The organism is Rhizobium sp. N324, assembly GCF_001664485.1.
In the GTDB taxonomy this organism is placed as follows: domain Bacteria; phylum Pseudomonadota; class Alphaproteobacteria; order Rhizobiales; family Rhizobiaceae; genus Rhizobium.
The window spans coordinates 428,377-444,344 of the sequence record NZ_CP013630.1; the positions used below are offsets into that span (position 1 = coordinate 428,377).

General features: G+C 64.1%; 10 protein-coding genes. 3 read left to right on the forward strand and 7 right to left on the reverse strand.

The features are described from left to right. Window positions 1-121: 121 nt before the first annotated feature. Window positions 122-520, reverse strand: a complete 399-nt coding sequence (locus AMK05_RS02100) for a VOC family protein (protein ID WP_064836104.1) — start codon at window positions 518-520, stop codon at window positions 122-124. A 187-nt stretch (window positions 521-707) separates the two neighbouring features. Between AMK05_RS02100 and AMK05_RS02105 the strand changes: the two genes are divergently transcribed. Beyond that, window positions 708-1,136 carry a YcbK family protein gene (locus tag AMK05_RS02105; protein ID WP_049730695.1) on the forward strand — a complete coding sequence of 143 codons (429 nt, stop codon included), beginning with the start codon at window positions 708-710 and terminating at the stop codon, window positions 1,134-1,136. A gap of 246 nt (window positions 1,137-1,382) precedes the next feature. On the opposite strand, the gene murJ is transcribed toward AMK05_RS02105, so the two are convergent. The 4 genes from murJ to mutS all read right to left on the reverse strand — a co-directional run bounded on the left by murJ (window position 1,383) and on the right by mutS (window position 9,026). Next, entirely contained in the window at window positions 1,383-2,969 is a 1,587-nt protein-coding gene (gene murJ, locus AMK05_RS02110; RefSeq protein WP_064836106.1) for a murein biosynthesis integral membrane protein MurJ, read from the reverse strand. A gap of 25 nt (window positions 2,970-2,994) precedes the next feature. Next, window positions 2,995-5,901 (reverse strand): [protein-PII] uridylyltransferase, encoded by a 2,907-nt coding sequence (locus AMK05_RS02115; protein WP_064836108.1) that lies wholly within the window; start codon window positions 5,899-5,901, stop codon window positions 2,995-2,997. 108 nt (window positions 5,902-6,009) lie between these two features. Beyond that, a complete protein-coding gene (locus tag AMK05_RS02120; protein ID WP_007633762.1) occupies window positions 6,010-6,285 on the reverse strand; it encodes a hypothetical protein in 276 nt (91 codons plus the stop codon). Between the two features lie 14 nt (window positions 6,286-6,299). Continuing rightward, window positions 6,300-9,026, reverse strand: coding sequence for a DNA mismatch repair protein MutS (gene mutS / locus AMK05_RS02125; RefSeq protein WP_064836110.1), 2,727 nt, complete (start codon window positions 9,024-9,026; stop codon window positions 6,300-6,302). A 113-nt stretch (window positions 9,027-9,139) separates the two neighbouring features. Here mutS and AMK05_RS02130 point away from each other — a divergent pair, with 113 nt between their 5' ends. Further along, window positions 9,140-11,425 carry an NADP-dependent malic enzyme gene (locus AMK05_RS02130; protein WP_064836111.1) on the forward strand — a complete coding sequence of 762 codons (2,286 nt, stop codon included), beginning with the start codon at window positions 9,140-9,142 and terminating at the stop codon, window positions 11,423-11,425. Window positions 11,426-11,605: 180 nt separating this feature from the next. After that, on the forward strand, window positions 11,606-12,595 hold the full coding sequence (locus tag AMK05_RS02135) for a helix-turn-helix transcriptional regulator (RefSeq protein ID WP_064836113.1): 990 nt from the start codon (window positions 11,606-11,608) through the stop codon (window positions 12,593-12,595). Window positions 12,596-12,678: 83 nt separating this feature from the next. Here AMK05_RS02135 and AMK05_RS02140 read toward each other — a convergent pair whose 3' ends face one another. Beyond that, on the reverse strand, window positions 12,679-13,557 hold the full coding sequence (locus tag AMK05_RS02140; RefSeq protein ID WP_064836115.1) for a GNAT family N-acetyltransferase: 879 nt from the start codon (window positions 13,555-13,557) through the stop codon (window positions 12,679-12,681). A 108-nt stretch (window positions 13,558-13,665) separates the two neighbouring features. Then, window positions 13,666-15,945 carry a PAS domain-containing hybrid sensor histidine kinase/response regulator gene (locus AMK05_RS02145; protein ID WP_064836117.1) on the reverse strand — a complete coding sequence of 760 codons (2,280 nt, stop codon included), beginning with the start codon at window positions 15,943-15,945 and terminating at the stop codon, window positions 13,666-13,668. Window positions 15,946-15,968 lie beyond the last annotated feature (23 nt).

Here is a 15,968-nt window from a genome sequence, read left to right on the forward strand (position 1 = left end):
GTCGTCCTCGATAGGCTGGTGGAGGGCCCACAGCTTTGGTTTGCTGCATGGCAGCAGGGTTGTTCACCCATGTTGCCAACGCCGCGGCTTATGCACGGGCAACCGGTCGCAATCAAGGGGTTCAGGCAGTGGCATGCTGGATCAGATCGAAGCTGTTGCCGTAGGGATCGCAAAACACCGCGACCGTGCCGTAAACCTCATGCCGCGGCTCTTCGAGAAAGCGCACGCCGGCTGCCAGCATTGCGGCATGGTCGCGGGCGAAATCATCGGTCTTCAGGAAGAAACCGACGCGGCCGCCGGTCTGGTTGCCGATCGCCGCCCGCTGCGCCTCGTTTGCCGCCTGCGCCAGCAGAAAGGCGGCGCCCTCTCCACCTTTGGGCCTCACCACCACCCAGCGCTTGCCCTCCGGTTGTTTCTCGTCCTGAAGGCAATCGAAAGCGAGGGCGTCGCAGTAGAAAGCCTTGGCGCGATCGTAGTCGTCGACGACGAGGGTGACGAGGAAAAGCGACTGGATCGTCATGTCATATCTCCCGATTGAGATGTTTATTCCAATTTTGATCGGCAATATCCGTTATTTTAAGCCAAAATGATCAAGTTGTTTACTCACAATTGAGTATAAAATTTCACAGAAAAGCTTTTATTGAACTGAAAATCCTCGATCGCGCAGGGGCGTGCGATGGCCGCCCTGTCAACCGCCCGGAGGGACCATGCAGAACGCCAGTTTGCTCGCCATGGCAGGCCTTTTCGCCCTACAATCCGCAACCGGCGCCGTCGGTCAAGACAGCAAGAGACCGGCCATCCATATTCCCAAGCAGGAGGCGCGCCTTGCCTACACGGTCCAGACCGTCAGCGTCCGTGCCGGTTGTTTTCCCGAGCGTCTTCGGGCGGTGCTGTCGCATATCGCCGCAAAAACCGGACGCCGGCCGATGATCACCTCCGGCCTCAGGCCGCATCCCCGACGCCATGGATCCCTGCACGGCAAATGCCTGGCGGCCGATATCAGGATGCCGGGCCTGTCGGAGCGCACCATCATCGCAGCCGCCAGAAGCGCGCCGGGCATCGGCGGCATCGGCACCTATTGCAACGGCATCGTCCATGTCGATGTCGGACCGCAGCGGCGGTGGGTGGATTGTTGACGCAGAGTGGTTGTTCCGGTTTGTGGCCGGCGAAGACCCCTCCCCAACCCCTCCCCACAAGGGGGAGGGGCTAACTTGGCGCACTGTATGGCGCCAGGCAGCAACCTTTCTGCGGATGAAACAGTGAAGTGGAACACGTCGGGTGCGGCATCTAAGCCCCTCCCCCTTGTGGGGAGGGGTTGGGGAGGGGTCTTGAATCGTGGCTCGACGATGCCGGCATGCAACGGGCCGGCAGCGGCAATCTCCCTAGCCTTGCGGGTCCTTTGCCGGCACCGGCTTGCGGTTCAGGTTGCGCCGGATCATGCCGAGATTGGCTCCGCCGATCAGGAAGGCGGCGGCGAAATAGACCAGCATGGAGATCGCGATCAGCAGGCCCAGCGTGCCGATCTTGGTCAGAAGCGGCGCGCCGGAGGCAAGCGCAGGCGCGAAGTGCTGTTTGAGGAAGACGATGGCGCCGCCCATGACGGCTGCGGCGACGATCAGCAGCGCAGTGCGTTTTGCCAGCGCCCATTCCCATGTCAGATGGCCGCGGCGCAGAAGCGTGGTGAACAGCAGCATAGTGCTGATCCAGCCGGCGGTGGCTTCGGCAACGGCGATGCCGGGCGCGCCCATATAAGGAAAGAGGGTCAGAGCCGTAGCGCAGTTGGTCGCAACCGCGATCGCCGAAAAGCGCATCGGCGTCTTGGTGTCCTCTCGCGCATAGAAGCCCGGCTGCAGCGCCTTGATCAGCACGAAGGCGGGCAGGCCGATGCCGTAGATCGCCAGGATCGAGCCGACGACGGCTGTGTTTTCCTGATGGAAGGCGCCGCGCTCATAGAGCACGCGGATGATCTCGTCGGAGAGGATCCACAACGCGAAGGCGGCGGGGATCGTCAAGAACAGCACGAATTCGATCGAGCGGTTCTGCAGGTTTCCGGCCTCGCGCAGATGGCCGCCCTTCAGCGCCCGGGCGAGTTCCGGCAGCAGCACCACGCCGACGGCGACGCCGACGACGCCGAGCGGCAGCTGGTAGATGCGGTCGGCATATTGCAGCGCAGCGATCGCGCCGTCGCGCGACGAGGCGATCGCCTGGCCGATCAGCTGGTTGATCTGGGTGATGCCGCCGGTCACCGCCGCCGGCACCGCCAGGATCAGCAGCCGCTTGACATTCGGCGTCATCTTCGGGAAGCGGAAGCCGATGCTCATGCCGGCCGCCAGCACGCCGACATAGACGACGGCGAGCTGCAGGACGCCGGCGGCAAGCACGCCCCAGGAGAGATACCAGGCCGTCGTCAGCGGATCGGCGCCGGTATAGAGCGCATAAAACAGCGCCCCGATCATCACCACGTTGAGGAAAACCGGCGCGATGGCCGCCGCGAAGAAATGATGCAGCGAATTCAGCATGCCGCTCATCATCGCCGTCAGCGACATGCACATCAGATAGGGAAACATCACCGCCGCCATGCGGATGGTGATCGAGAATTTTTCTGGATCGTCGGCAAAGCCCGGCGCGATGACGAAGCGCACCAAGAGCGGCATGGCAAGCTCCATCACGATGGTGATGAGCAGCAGCACCGAAAACAGCACGCCGAAGACTTCTTCGGAAAAGCGCTTGGCGCCATCCGTGCCGTTCGCCTCGATCTCCTTGGCAAAAAGCGGCACGAAGGCGGCGTTGAAGGCGCCTTCGGCAAACAGCCGGCGGAACAGGTTCGGAAAACGGAAGGCGGCATAGAAGACGTCGGCCATCGGCCCGGTGCCCAGGGCGGCGGCCATCAGCGTTTCGCGGGCGAAGCCGAACATGCGGCTGCCGAGGGTGGCGCCGCCGACGGTCGCGAATTTCTTGACGAGACTCATGCGTATTGACTCATGCGTGTGGGGCTCATGCGGGCGAATCGGCTTTCTTGTCGGCTGAGGGCGATGTCCGGGCGGTGGCGGCCGGCGCGATGATGCCGGAGGGCATGCGCTCGCGCAGTTCGTCTTCCTCCTCGGCCATGACGGCCTTCATCCGGGCGGTGATGTTGGCGCGCTTGCTGTCGCCGGAGATTTTCTGTCCCACAAGATCGGTGACGTAGAAGGTGTCGATCACCTTCTCGCCGAAGGTGGTGATGCGGGCCGACTGGATGTCGAGCGACAGATCGGAGAGCACGGCGGTGATCTCCGACAGAAGTCCCGGCCGGTCGAGGCATTCGACCTCGATGACCGTGAATTTGTTCGACAGGCTGTTGGTGATGTTGACCGACGGCGGAATGACGAAGGCCTTGTTCTTCTTGCGGTTGCGCGCCCGCGTGGCGATCACCTCCGGCAACCGCTTGCGGCCGGACAGCACGTCCTCGATCATCCGTCCGATCGTGCCGGCACGACGCAGTTCGTCGGCATCGTCGGAAAATTCGCGGCTGACATGGATCGTATCGAGCGCCCGGCCGTCCGACGTCGTGAAAATCTGCGCGTCGACGATGTTGGCGCCGGCGGCGGCACAAGCGCCGGCAATGACGGCGAGCAGGCGCGGGTGGTCGGGCGACAGCACGGTGATTTCGGTGATCGCGTGGAAACTGTCGGTGCGCACCGTCGTGGCGAGCGCCTGGCCTGCCTTGTCGGCCTGGCGGATGAAATGGGCGTGACGGATCTGGTCCTCAAGCGGCACGGAGAGCAGATAGGGCTGGTAATGCAGCTTGGTATAGGTGTTGCGGTCCTTCTGGCTCCAGTCGGAGAGCGCGCCGCGCAACGCCTCGGCGGCGGCGTTCGCCCGCTCCTTACGCGAGACTTCCGAGAAACCGCCGGCCAGCAGCAGCTCGGTTTCATAATAGAGGGTACGCAGAAGCTGGCCCTTCCAGCCGTTCCAGACGCCGGGGCCGACGGCGCGGATATCGCAGATCGTCAGGATCAGCAGCATCTTCAGCCGGTCGAGCGACTGCACCCGGTCGGCGAAATCGGTGATGGTCTTGCGGTCGGTAAGGTCGCGGGTCTGCGCCACCATCGACATGGTCAGATGTTCCTCGATCAGCCAGACGACGATCTCCGTCTGTTTCTGCGACAGGCCGAAGCGGGCGCAGAGCTTGCGGGCGACGCGGGCGCCGGCGACCGAGTGATCCTCCAGCCGGCCCTTGGCGATATCGTGGAGAAGCACGGCGACGTAGAGCGCCTCGCGGTCCTCGATGTTCGCGATCAGCTTGTTCGCCAGCGGATGCAGATCCTCGGACCGCGACTTGTCGATCTCGGAGAGCACGTCGACGGTGCGGATCAGATGTTCGTCAACCGTATAGTGGTGATACATGTTGAACTGCATCATCGCGACGATCTTGCCGAATTCGGGAATGAAGCGGCCAAGCACGCCGGCCTCGTTCATCCGCCGCAGGATCAGCGCCGGATCGCGTTTTGATGTCAGGATCGACATGAACAGGCGGTTCGCCTCGTCGTTTTCCCTGAGCCGGTTATCGATCAGCGCCAGCGAACGGGTGACGCGTTTCAGCGCGTCCGGGTGGAATTCCAGCCCGTTGATGTCGGCGACGTGGAAGAGCCGCAGGATGCTGACCGGATCGCGCTTGAACACCTCGGCGTCGGCGAGCGCGATGCGGCCGCGGTCTTCGACGAATTCGACGCTGCCGGCGATCTTGCGGGTGCGATGGGTGAAACGGCTGATGACGCCGGTGAGGCCGGGGATCGACTTCGCCTGCTGGTCTTCGAGCGCGGCGCAGAGGATGCGGGTCAGATCGCCGACATCCTTGGCGACGAGGAAATAGTGCTTCATGAAGCGCTCGACGGCCGAAAGGCCGGGGCGGGTGTGATAGCCGAAGGCTTCGGCGATCTCGCGCTGGATGTCGAAGGACAGCCGCTCCTCGGCCTTGCCGGTGAGGAAATGCATATGGCAGCGCACCGCCCAGAGGAAATCGTCGGCCTTCTCGAGCAGGCGGTATTCGTGCTTTGACAAGACGCCGAGCTTGACCAGTTCCGCCTGGTCGCGCACGTGATAATAATATTTCGAGATCCAGAACAGCGTGTGCAGGTCGCGAAGCCCGCCCTTGCCTTCCTTGACGTTGGGCTCGACGAGATAACGTGTATCACCAGCCTTGCGGTGGCGCTCGTCGCGCTCGGCAAGCTTGGCGGCGATGAATTCAGGGCCGGTGCCGGTGACGATTTCCTTGTCGAAGCGGGTCTCGAGCTCGGTCCCCAACCGCTGCAGGCCGCAGATGTAGCGCATCTCAAGGATGGCGGTGCGGATCGTCATGTCGGATTTCGAAAGCGCGATGCATTCCTCCACCGTGCGGGTGGCGTGGCCGACCTTGAAGCCCATGTCCCAGAGGACGTAGAGCATGAATTCGACCGCCTTGTGCGTCTCCTCGGTCGGCCGCGGCGGGAAAAGGAAGAGCAGGTCGATATCGGAGCCCGGCGCCAGCGTGTCGCGGCCGTAGCCGCCGACGGCGGTGACCGTGAACTTGTCCTTCTGCTGCGGAAAGATATGGGCGGTGGCGAAATTATAGAGGACGGTGATGATCTGGTCCTGCAGCCAGGAAATCCGGTAGGCGCAATTCAGTCCGCCGCCATCGGCCATCAGCGCGGCCCGTGCCTTCTGCCGGCCTTCCGTGCTTGCCTTTTTCAGGACGGCGAGAAGGTCCGCGCGCAGCACGTCGGGCCGGTTGCGGTTGGCCTCGGCAACGGCGTCGCACTGCTTCTGCAAGAGGTCGACGTCGAGGATATGGGAAAGATCAAGCTCGCGCATCGCTGTCGCCGGGGCAGTTTCCTGTTCATGCCGGGCGGCCGGATCCGGGCTCGCCTCGTGTTTCGTCTGCATGCGCTATAACCCCTTCGTCAGGCGATCGACACGCGCCCTCATACTGCAAGAACCTTTAAATTTGGCGAAATGGTGTTGGTAAGCCGCGCGACAGCTTTCCCGAAAAACTCAGAGGGCGGCCCGCGCATTCAGCAAATGCAGCACCTGCCGTGTCTCTCTCATGATCTCCTCGAGCGACTGCCGGTCGCATTCGCGATAGCCGGCCTTGGCGATCGACGTGCCGAGTTCTGAGATCATAGCGCAACAGCGGGTGATTTTCAGCATCCCGATCGGCGACGTCCAGCCGCGCGCATTGCGGTCGGCGTCGGCGCGCCGCATCGTGTCGAGCATCGAGCATATGAGCGACAGACGCTCCGTTTCGCGAACCAGCTTTTCCATGAACATCGCGTGCCGCTACCCTATTTCAGCTTCTTCTTGAGGTCGTAAAGCGCGTCCATTGCCTCGCGCGGCGTCATGTCGTCAAGGCTCATCGCCTTCAGCGCCTCCTCGACCTTGGACGGCCCGCGGGCCGTGTCCTCGCGCCGCACCGCCACCTGGAAGAGCGGCAGGTCGTCGATCAGCTGGCTCGCCGGGTTCTTGCGGTCGGCATCCTCCAGGCGGGTGAGCACGTCGCGGGCCCGCGCCACCACCGAGGCCGGAAGCCCGGCCAGGCGGGCGACCTGGATGCCGTAGGAGCGGTCGGCCGCACCCGGCCCGACCTCATGCAGGAAGATGACGTCGCCGTCCCATTCCTTGACGCGCATCGTGGCGTTCGATAGCCGGCCAAGCTTTTCCGAAAGCACGGTCAGCTCGTGGAAATGCGTGGCGAACAGGCCGCGGCAGCGATTGGCCTCATGCAGGTGCTCGACGGCGGCCCAGGCGATCGACAGGCCGTCGAAGGTGGCGGTGCCGCGGCCGATCTCGTCGAGGATGACCAGCGAACGGTCGCTCGCCTGGTTGAGGATCGCAGCCGTTTCGACCATCTCGACCATGAAGGTGGAGCGCCCGCGCGCCAGATCGTCGGAGGCGCCGACGCGCGAGAACAGCCGGTCGACGATGCCGATATGGGCCGAGGTCGCCGGCACGAAGGAGCCCATCTGCGCCAGGATCGCGATCAGCGCGTTTTGGCGCAGGAAGGTCGACTTGCCGCCCATGTTGGGGCCGGTCAGCAGCCAGATCGCGCCGTCCTTGTCGCCGGTTTTCGGCGACAGATCGCAATGGTTGGCGACGAAGGGGCCGCCCGCCTGCCGCCGCAGCGCCTGCTCGACCACAGGATGACGGCCGCCGTCGATGGCAAACATCTTCGAGCCGTCGACCTGCGGCCGGCAATAGGCCTGCTCCTCGGCGAGCAGCGCCAGGCCCGCGGCAACATCGATGACCGCAAGCGCCCGGGCGCCGGATTTGATCGCCTCGGCCTCAGCAACCACGGCCGCCGTCATCCTCGCGAAGGCGGCGAGCTCGATCGTCAGCGCCCGGTCGGCGGCATTGGCGATACGGCTTTCGAGATCGGCAAGTTCGGTGGTGGTGAAGCGCATCGCGCTCGCCATCGTCTGGCGGTGGATGAAGCGGGCCTTGGCCTCAGCCGTGTCGGTCATCGGCGAGGCATTGCCGGCCGTGACCTCGATGAAATAGCCGAGGATGTTGTTGTGCTTGATCTTCAGCGACCGGATGCCGGTTTCCTCGGCATATTGCAATTGCAGGCCGGCAATGACCCGGCGCGACTGGTCGCGCAGCGCCCGGACCTCGTCGAGCTCGGGGCTGGCGCCGTCGCGCAGGAAGCCGCCGTCTCGCTTCAACAGCGGCAATTCCTCGGCAAGCGTCTCGGCGAGCAGGCTTTCGAGTGCTTCGGGAAGCGCCTGCAGCCCGGACAGCGCCTGGCCAAGCTCTTCCGGCAGCATCGCGCTGGCCAGCGCAGCCGCAACGTCGCTCGCCGCCTGAAGGCCCTGGCGGATCGCCGAGAGATCGCGTGGGCCGCCGCGGTCGAGCGCCAGGCGCGACAAAGCGCGCGGCATGTCGGGCACGTGCTTCAGCGTGTCGCGCAGCTTGCCGCAGAGCGAGGGTTCGTCGATCAGGAAGCCGATCGAATCGAGCCGGGCGTTGATGCGGGCGGGGTCGGTCAGCGGCGACATCAGCCGTTCGGCCAGAAGCCGTGCGCCGCCGCCGGTGACGGTGCGGTCGATCGCTTTCAAGAGCGAGCCGTTGCGGTCGCCCGACAGCGTGCGGGCCAGCTCCAGATTGGCGCGGGTAGCGGGATCGATGAACAGCGTCGACGCCGCACTTTCCCGCTCCGGCTTTCCAAGCGGCGGCCGCTCGGCGATCTGCGTCTTCTCGACATAGGCGACGGCCGCGGCCGCCGCTGCCAGCTCGGCACGCGAGAAGCTGCCGAAGCCGTCGAGCGTCGCGACGCCGAAATAACGGGCGATCCGGCCTTCGGCGCTGGCGCTGTCGAAAAGCACGGAAGGCTGTGGCACCGCGGTGCGGCCGAGTACGTCGAAGACCGGTTTCAGTTCCGGATCGTGGAAGATCGTGTCGGGCAGGATGAGTTCGCGCGGATCGATGCGCAGAATATCGGCAAGCAGCCGCGAGGCTTCGGTCTCGGCCAGTCGGAAGACGCCGGTGGAAATATCGATCCAGGCCAGCGCCAGCAAGGGCTCGGCGCCACCGCGAATGCGGGTCAGCGCCATCAGATAGTTGGATTCCGAGGGCGAAAGCAGCTTTTCCTCGGTGATCGTGCCTGGCGTGACCAGGCGGACGACATCGCGCTTGACGACGGATTTGCCGCCGCGTTTTTTCGCTTCGGCCGGATCCTCGACCTGCTCGCAGACGGCGACGCGGAAACCGAGCGAGATCAGCTTCTGCAGGTAATCGTCGGCCGCATGCACCGGCACGCCGCACATCGGGATATCCTGGCCCATATGCTGGCCGCGCTTCGTCAGCGTGATGCCGAGCGCGCGCGAAGCCTCCTGCGCATCCTCGAAGAACAGCTCGTAGAAATCGCCCATGCGATAGAAGAGCAGCGAACCCGGATTGTTCGCCTTGATCTCGATATATTGCTCCATCATCGGCGTGGCAGAGGCACGGCTTTCCGCCGTGGCAAGCTCGGCAGCCGAAAAGGCTTCGTTCTCTGTGTCTATTCGTGCGTTCACGGAGGTGCAGTTTTTCCCAAAAAAACAGGTGCCAACCCTATCCGCGCGCCGCTATAGATGACAACAGCATTTGAGGAAGAGCGAAGCGTCGCCCACAGGACGTTGGAGGATTTATGCCCGATATCGATAAGAAGGACCGGCCGGCGACATCAGTTACCGACCAGGAGGCGCTCGATTTTCACGCCACGGGCCGGCCCGGCAAACTGGAAGTCGTCCCGACCAAGCCGATGGCGACGCAGCGCGACCTGTCGCTTGCCTATTCGCCGGGTGTCGCCGTGCCCGTCAAGGCGATCGCCGCCGATCCGCAGACGGCCTATGATTACACGGCCCGCGGCAACATGGTCGCGGTCATTTCCAACGGCACGGCGATCCTCGGTCTCGGCAATCTCGGCGCACTCGCCTCCAAGCCGGTCATGGAAGGCAAGGCGGTGCTGTTCAAGCGCTTCGCCGACGTCGATTCGATCGACCTCGAAATCGATACGGAAAATGTCGACGAATTCATCAATTGCGTGCGCTTCCTCGGCCCCTCCTTCGGCGGCATCAACCTCGAGGATATCAAGGCGCCGGATTGTTTCGTCATCGAAAGCCGGCTGCGCGAGCTGATGGATATTCCCGTCTTCCACGACGACCAGCACGGAACGGCGATCATCGCCGCCGCCGGCCTGATCAATGCGCTGGAATTGACCGGCCGCGACCTGAAGACGACGAAGCTCGTCTGCAACGGAGCCGGTGCTGCGGCGATCGCCTGCATCGAGCTCATCAAGGCGATGGGTTTTGCGCCCGAGAACGTTATCCTCTGCGATACCAAGGGCGTCATCTACCAGGGCCGCACAGAGGGCATGAACCAGTGGAAATCGGCGCATGCGGCAAAGACCGACGCGCGCACGCTTGAGGAGGCGATGGAGGGCGCCGACGTCGTTTTCGGCCTGTCGCAGAAGGGCGCCTTCTCGGCCGAGATGATCCGCTCGATGGCGGATCGGCCGATCATCTTCGCCATGGCCAATCCCGATCCCGAGATCACCCCTGAGGAGGTGGCCCGCATCCGCGACGACGCCATCATGGCGACCGGCCGTTCGGATTACCCGAACCAGGTCAACAATGTCCTCGGCTTTCCCTATATTTTCCGCGGCGCTCTCGACGTCCGTGCTTCCACAATCAACGACGCGATGAAGATCGCCGCCGTCAAGGCGCTGGCAAACCTTGCCCGCGAGGATGTGCCGGATGACGTCGTTGCCGCCTATCAGGGCAACCGGCCGCGTTTCGGCTCGCAGTACATCATCCCGGTTCCTTTCGATCCGCGGCTGATCTCGGCGATCCCCGTCGCGGTCGCTGAAGCCGCGATCGAGACCGGCGTCGCCCGCAAGGTCATCACCGATATGGCGGGTTATGCCCGCGAGCTTTCGGCGCGCCGCGATCCGATCGCCTCGACGCTCGCCAGCCTCTATGAGCGGGTGCGCCGCCGCCCGAAGCGCATTGTCTTTGCCGAGGCCGAGGAAGAGCAGGTGCTGCGCGCCGCATTGTCCTACGCCAATCAGCAGCTCGGCACCGCCGTCCTGCTCGGCCGCGAGGACCTGATCCGGTCGACGGCCGAACGCGCCGGCATCGATCTCAACCGGCCGGGGCTTGAAATCGTCAATGCCCGTATTTCCACCCGGGTCGAGGCCTATATCGATTATCTCTATGCCAGGCTGCAGCGGCACGGTTATCTCCACCGCGACGTCCAGCGGCTGATCCACAACGACCGCAACCATTTCGCCGCCACCATGGTGGCGCTCGGGGATGCCGACGGCATGGTGACGGGCATCACCCGCAACTATTCCACCGCGCTGGAGGATGTGCGCCGCTGCATCGACGAGAAGCCTGGCCACCGCGTCATCGGCGTGTCGCTGGCACTCTGCCGCGGCCGCACGGTCTTCGTGGCCGATACCGCCGTGCACGACATGCCGACGGCCGAACAGCTTGCCGATATCGCCGAAGAGGCGGCGGGCCTGGCGCGGCGCATGGGCTATCAGCCGCGCGTCGCCATGCTTGCCTATTCCACCTTCGGTCATCCCTCGGGCGAACGCTCCGAGCGGGTGCGCGAGGCAGTGAAGATCCTCGACAAGCGTCGCGTCGATTTCGAATATGACGGCGAGATGGCGGCCGATGTCGCATTGAACCGCAAGGTGATGGAGCAATATCCCTTCTGCCGCCTGTCCGGCCCTGCCAACGTGCTTGTCATGCCGGCCTTCCACTCCGCCTCGATCTCGACCAAGATGCTGCAGGAGCTCGGCGGCTCGACGGTGATCGGCCCGATCCTCGTCGGTCTCGACAAGCCGGTGCAGATCACCTCGATGGGCGCCAAGGACAGCGACATCGTCAACATGGCGGCGATCGCCGCCTATGGCGCGGGTTCGTAAACTCGCTCTGTCTCCCGTATGAGACGGCATTCTGTGCCCGGCCGACAACATGTCGGCCGGGCACAGCTTTTCTGGCTTACCCACCGAGGCCATGGTTGAAAGGGTTTTCCTGATAAGTCATACTTTTGATACAAAGTGCGGGCCATAGATTTTATATTTTCATCAGCCCTTTAGGTTCCCATGCCGGAAAATGCATCCCCCCATTTCATTGCCCGATTTCAGGGGGCAACTTTCGACGATATGGTCGAGGCTCTGACCAAGGGGTTCGGTTCGTTCGACGCATGGCGCAACGGCCGAGAGAAACCACTCGACTGGAAGGTCGGGTTTTGGGGCGATGAGAGGTTGTCGCTGGTCAGCAACCAGGATTCCGGCGGCTGGGGTGCAAGAACGGCACAGGGAACACCGGAAACTCTGGCCATCATCGTTCCGCGCATGGGGGCTCTCGATGTCGGCTTTGGCCGGTCCGTGGCCGAAGCGATCCCGGGGCGGCTGTTGCTGACGAACAATCTTGAGCCGGAACGGGTTTCCGTGAGGGCAGCGCCGCACCGGTCCGACACACTCAGCCTCAGCTGGTCGATCATCGCTCAGACCGTCGCCGCCGTATTGGAGACCCCGCTGACCGGGGCAATGGACCTAGCGCCGGTCGTTGATCGTTCCACCGCGGCGGGACAGTTGATCGGCGGTCTCGCCCAGACCATGATCATCGGCATGCGCAACGACGGCCCGCTGCTCCACTCGCCAATTGCGATGTCGAACCTGATCCAGGCCTTTGCCGATCTGGTGGTGCGCTTGGTTCCTCACCGGCTCTCGCATCTCCTCGACAAGAAAATCCACCTGATCGCCCCGCGGCATGTCCGTCGCGCAATGGAATTCATGCATGCCAATATCGCGCAGCCGTTGACGATGCAGAGTGTCGCGGAGGCGGCGGGCATTTCCATTCGCGCTCTTGAAGTCGGTTTTCGTGCCTTCAAAGGAACGACACCGTCTGCCTACCTCAGGACGATCCGCTTGCAGGCGGTCCGGGAGGATCTGCGCGATCCTTCCAACCGGCAGCCGTTGCGGGACATCTGTCTGAAGTGGGGATTCTTTCACCTCGGCCGTTTTGCGGCAACCTATCGGGCGGCGTATGGAGAGAACCCGTCGGATACGAGAAGGCGATACGATATGTGAGGGCACGCCGTCGAAGAGCCTGCAGCGCCGCGCGCCTTTTCAGACGCGCACAGGGCGCTGCGGCAGTTTGACAAGCAGACGGCTCAGCTCGCGAAGCGGCCGGCGTCGGCGCCGTAATAATTGAGGTAGCGGTCGGAGATGCTGGAGATCGGCAGCACGATCAGCACGTCGGTCGTGTTGAAGGCATGATCGATGACCGCGCTGGAGCCGACCATCGCGCCGAGGCGCATATAACCCTTGATCAGCGGCGGCAGCGCCATCAGCGCCCGCTTCGGGTTGACGGCTTCGACCGGCATCAGATCCATGTTGCGGGCGAGATGCGGCAATGCGTTGACGGCCCATTCGTTCTTCGCCAGCACATTGTGGTAGAGGAAGGACAGCGCCAGCGCATGGCTTTCCAGATAGACGCCGGGGAAGGAGGCGCAGCCGAACATGGCGCTGACGCCGTGTTTCAGCGCATAGGCCCAGTTGCCCTGCCACAGAAGCTCGACGGTGCGCTTGGTGCGGTATTCCGGCAGTACGCAGGAACGGCCGAGCTCCATGAAGCGCTTGTCCGGATGTTTGGCAAGAAGACCCTCGATCTCGAATTCGGAAGCCGAGTAAAAACCGCCATTGGCCGCGGCGACATCCTGGCGCAGCAGCCGGTAAGTGCCGACGATCTGGTCTTCCGGGTCACCCTCGATCGTGCGGTCGAGAACGAGAAGATGGTCGCAGACAGCGTCATAGGCATCGACATCGCGCTGGCGGCGCATGGCATCCTGCGGCAGCTGCGCCTTCATTTCGTCGACGAAGACGCGGTAGCGCACGGCCTGGGCGGCATCGATCTCGCGCGCCGTGCGGGCAAGGCGGGTTTCCAGATTGCCGATGCGGCCGAGGATATCGCCGTCCGTCTGCGCAGCCGCCGTCGAGGGCCGTGCAGCCTCCGCGGTGGTGTCACGATTCAGGATGTCGATGGCGGACATGACGATTCTCCCGTTGCCGGCTTATCGACGCCATAAAACACTTCTCTGCGACAGGAAAGTGACATATCGAATTTGTGAACGCAAGAAGCGTGCCGGCCCCGCGGCACGTTACCGCGCCTCCGCCCGGCGGGCGGAAAGTGCGGCGACCGCCTGAACTTCGGTCAGCAGCCGCACTGGGTCGACCGGCTTGACCATGACGCGGTTGGCGCCGTTCAGCAAGACCTGGCGGCGCGATTCGTCGCTCTTGTCGGCGGTCAGCACGATCACCGGCACCGAGGCAAGGTCGAGCCGTCTTTCATGGCCGCGCAGGCGTGCGAGCATATCGATGCCGTTGCCGCCGGGCATCGACAGGTCGCTGATGATGATATCGGGCCGGGCGTTCGCCTCGCATAGGGCGCAATCGAGCAGCGTCTCGAAATCCTCGACATGGCGCACCTTATGCCCCCCCTTCTCCAGCACGACGCGCACCAGCATGGCATTGATCGGATCGTCCTCGCCAAGCAGGATGTTGAGCCCGCTGGCGGCAACCATCGTCTCCCCCGTCGAAAGGCCGAAGCCCGGCTGGTTGTCGTTCAGCGCGTCGCGCTTCTCCATGCCGCGCATGCGTCCGCGCAGCACGTCGATCAGCGACTGTTCGCGCAGCGGCCGGATGAGCCAGGCATCGAAGAGGTCGAGCGGATGGGCGCTGCGCTCTTCCGGATTGACGAGCAGGACCTTGCGCAGGCCAAGCGCGGCGATTTCGGCGCGATCGGCAAGATGGGCGGAAAATTCCGCCGACATGCGGTGATCGATGATGATATCGGTCGGCCGCTGTCCGCTGTTTGCCAGGCCGAGCAGCGTTGCCCGCGCGCTCTCGCCGTCGCTGACCAGGTGGCAGAGGCCGCCGAGCGCGGTGATCGTCTCGGCGATGGCGGTGCGCGCAGCCCCCGCCGGCGCCAGCAGCACGACGCTGTTGCCGGCAAGCAGCGTATTGCGCCTGTCGGGGCGCTCGCTGCCGATCTCGACAGGGAAGCGGATGGTGAATTCGCTGCCTCTGCCCTTTTCGCTGGCAACCGTCAGCGCGCCGTTGAATTCGCGCATGATGCGGGCGGAGATGGCAAGGCCGAGCCCGGTGCCGCTGCTCTTGTCGGCGACGGTCCCGCCCTGCTCGAACTCGCCGAAGACGCGCGCCTGCTCCTCCGCCGTCATGCCGGGACCGCTATCGGTGACGGTGATCGACAGGTCGTCTGCCTCGAGCGACACGCGAATGAAGACGCCGCCGGCCTGGGTGAACTTCACGGCATTGCCGATGACGTTGAACAGAACCTGGCGCAGCCGCGCCGGGTCGAAGCTCATATTCTCCGGCACGTCTGAAGACACCGTGGCGCCGATCTCGATGCCTTTTTCATGCGCCCGGTGGGCGAGCATCTCGACGACGCTTTCCAGAAGCTTGCGCAGCGATTCCGAGCGCGGATGCAGCGCGAAGCGGCCGACCTCGATGGTGGAGAAATCGAGCAGGTCCTCGACCAGCTGTGTCAGCGCGTGGCCGGACTGGCGGATATTGGCGAGATAGTCCTGCTGCTCCTGCGTCAGCCGCGTCTCGGCGAGCAGATGCGTCATGCCGAGGAGGCCGGAAAGCGGCGTGCGCACCTCGTGGCTGACGGTGGCAAGCAGCCTCGATTTGGCGGCGCTGTTATATTCGGCCTTCTGCCGGGCCTCTTCGCGGCCCTGGGCGATCAGCCGCTCATCGGTCACATCACGCGCCACGCTCTGCAGCAGCAGGCGGCCGTTTGCCGGGTCGCGGGTGACGACGTCGCGCCAGAGAAAGATGCGCTGGCCGTCCGGCGTCGAGATCTCGACGTCGAAGCAGTGCGGTATCGGGCCGGGGCGGAAGGCAAGCCCGATCTCCTCGCAGCTCCGACCCTCCGGACGCAGCCGCCCGGTCAGGCGGCGAAACGTGTCGTTGGCCGAAATGATGCGCCGGTCCATGCTGCGGCTGACGGTGATGTCGCCGAGCACGTCGTGCACGTCGGCAAACAGCTTGGCGCCGTCGTTCCAATCCGGCAGCGATTTGCCGCCCCGCGGCGGCTTGCGCCGCCGAACCATCAGCACGGCATAGCTGGCGATGACGGCAAGGCCGAGAACGACAAGCCCGCCCGAAAGCAGCAGAGGATCGCCGGCATGGGCAAGCAGTGTCAGGATCATCGCGGCAAGCAGACCGGCGCCGCCGAGCCAATAGACCAGCAGGCGGCGTGTCGTTGCAGGCCCGATCTTGCCGTCATCGGCTGCCTCAGGCGCCGATGCGACCGGCCGCGGGAAAGAGACCGCCATCCGCTTTTCATGCGGTTTGGCGGCGGGTCCGCCGAAGGCGGCGGACAATCTTTCCTGCAACTGTCCCAGGTTCTGCATGCTATCTGGCTAACATGAGGCCT

Bases quoted from the DNA above. Each gene is read 5' to 3' on its own strand.
- AMK05_RS02100 (WP_064836104.1), bottom strand. From the start codon at position 520: ATGACGATCCAGTCGCTTTTCCTCGTCACCCTCGTCGTCGACGACTAC.
- AMK05_RS02105 (WP_049730695.1), top strand. From the start codon at position 708: ATGCAGAACGCCAGTTTGCTCGCCATGGCAGGCCTTTTCGCCCTACAA.
- murJ (WP_064836106.1), bottom strand. From the start codon at position 2,969: ATGAGTCTCGTCAAGAAATTCGCGACCGTCGGCGGCGCCACCCTCGGC.
- AMK05_RS02115 (WP_064836108.1), bottom strand. From the start codon at position 5,901: ATGCAGACGAAACACGAGGCGAGCCCGGATCCGGCCGCCCGGCATGAA.
- AMK05_RS02120 (WP_007633762.1), bottom strand. From the start codon at position 6,285: ATGTTCATGGAAAAGCTGGTTCGCGAAACGGAGCGTCTGTCGCTCATA.
- AMK05_RS02130 (WP_064836111.1), top strand. From the start codon at position 9,140: ATGCCCGATATCGATAAGAAGGACCGGCCGGCGACATCAGTTACCGAC.
- AMK05_RS02135 (WP_064836113.1), top strand. From the start codon at position 11,606: ATGCCGGAAAATGCATCCCCCCATTTCATTGCCCGATTTCAGGGGGCA.
- AMK05_RS02140 (WP_064836115.1), bottom strand. From the start codon at position 13,557: ATGTCCGCCATCGACATCCTGAATCGTGACACCACCGCGGAGGCTGCA.
- AMK05_RS02145 (WP_064836117.1), bottom strand. From the start codon at position 15,945: ATGCAGAACCTGGGACAGTTGCAGGAAAGATTGTCCGCCGCCTTCGGC.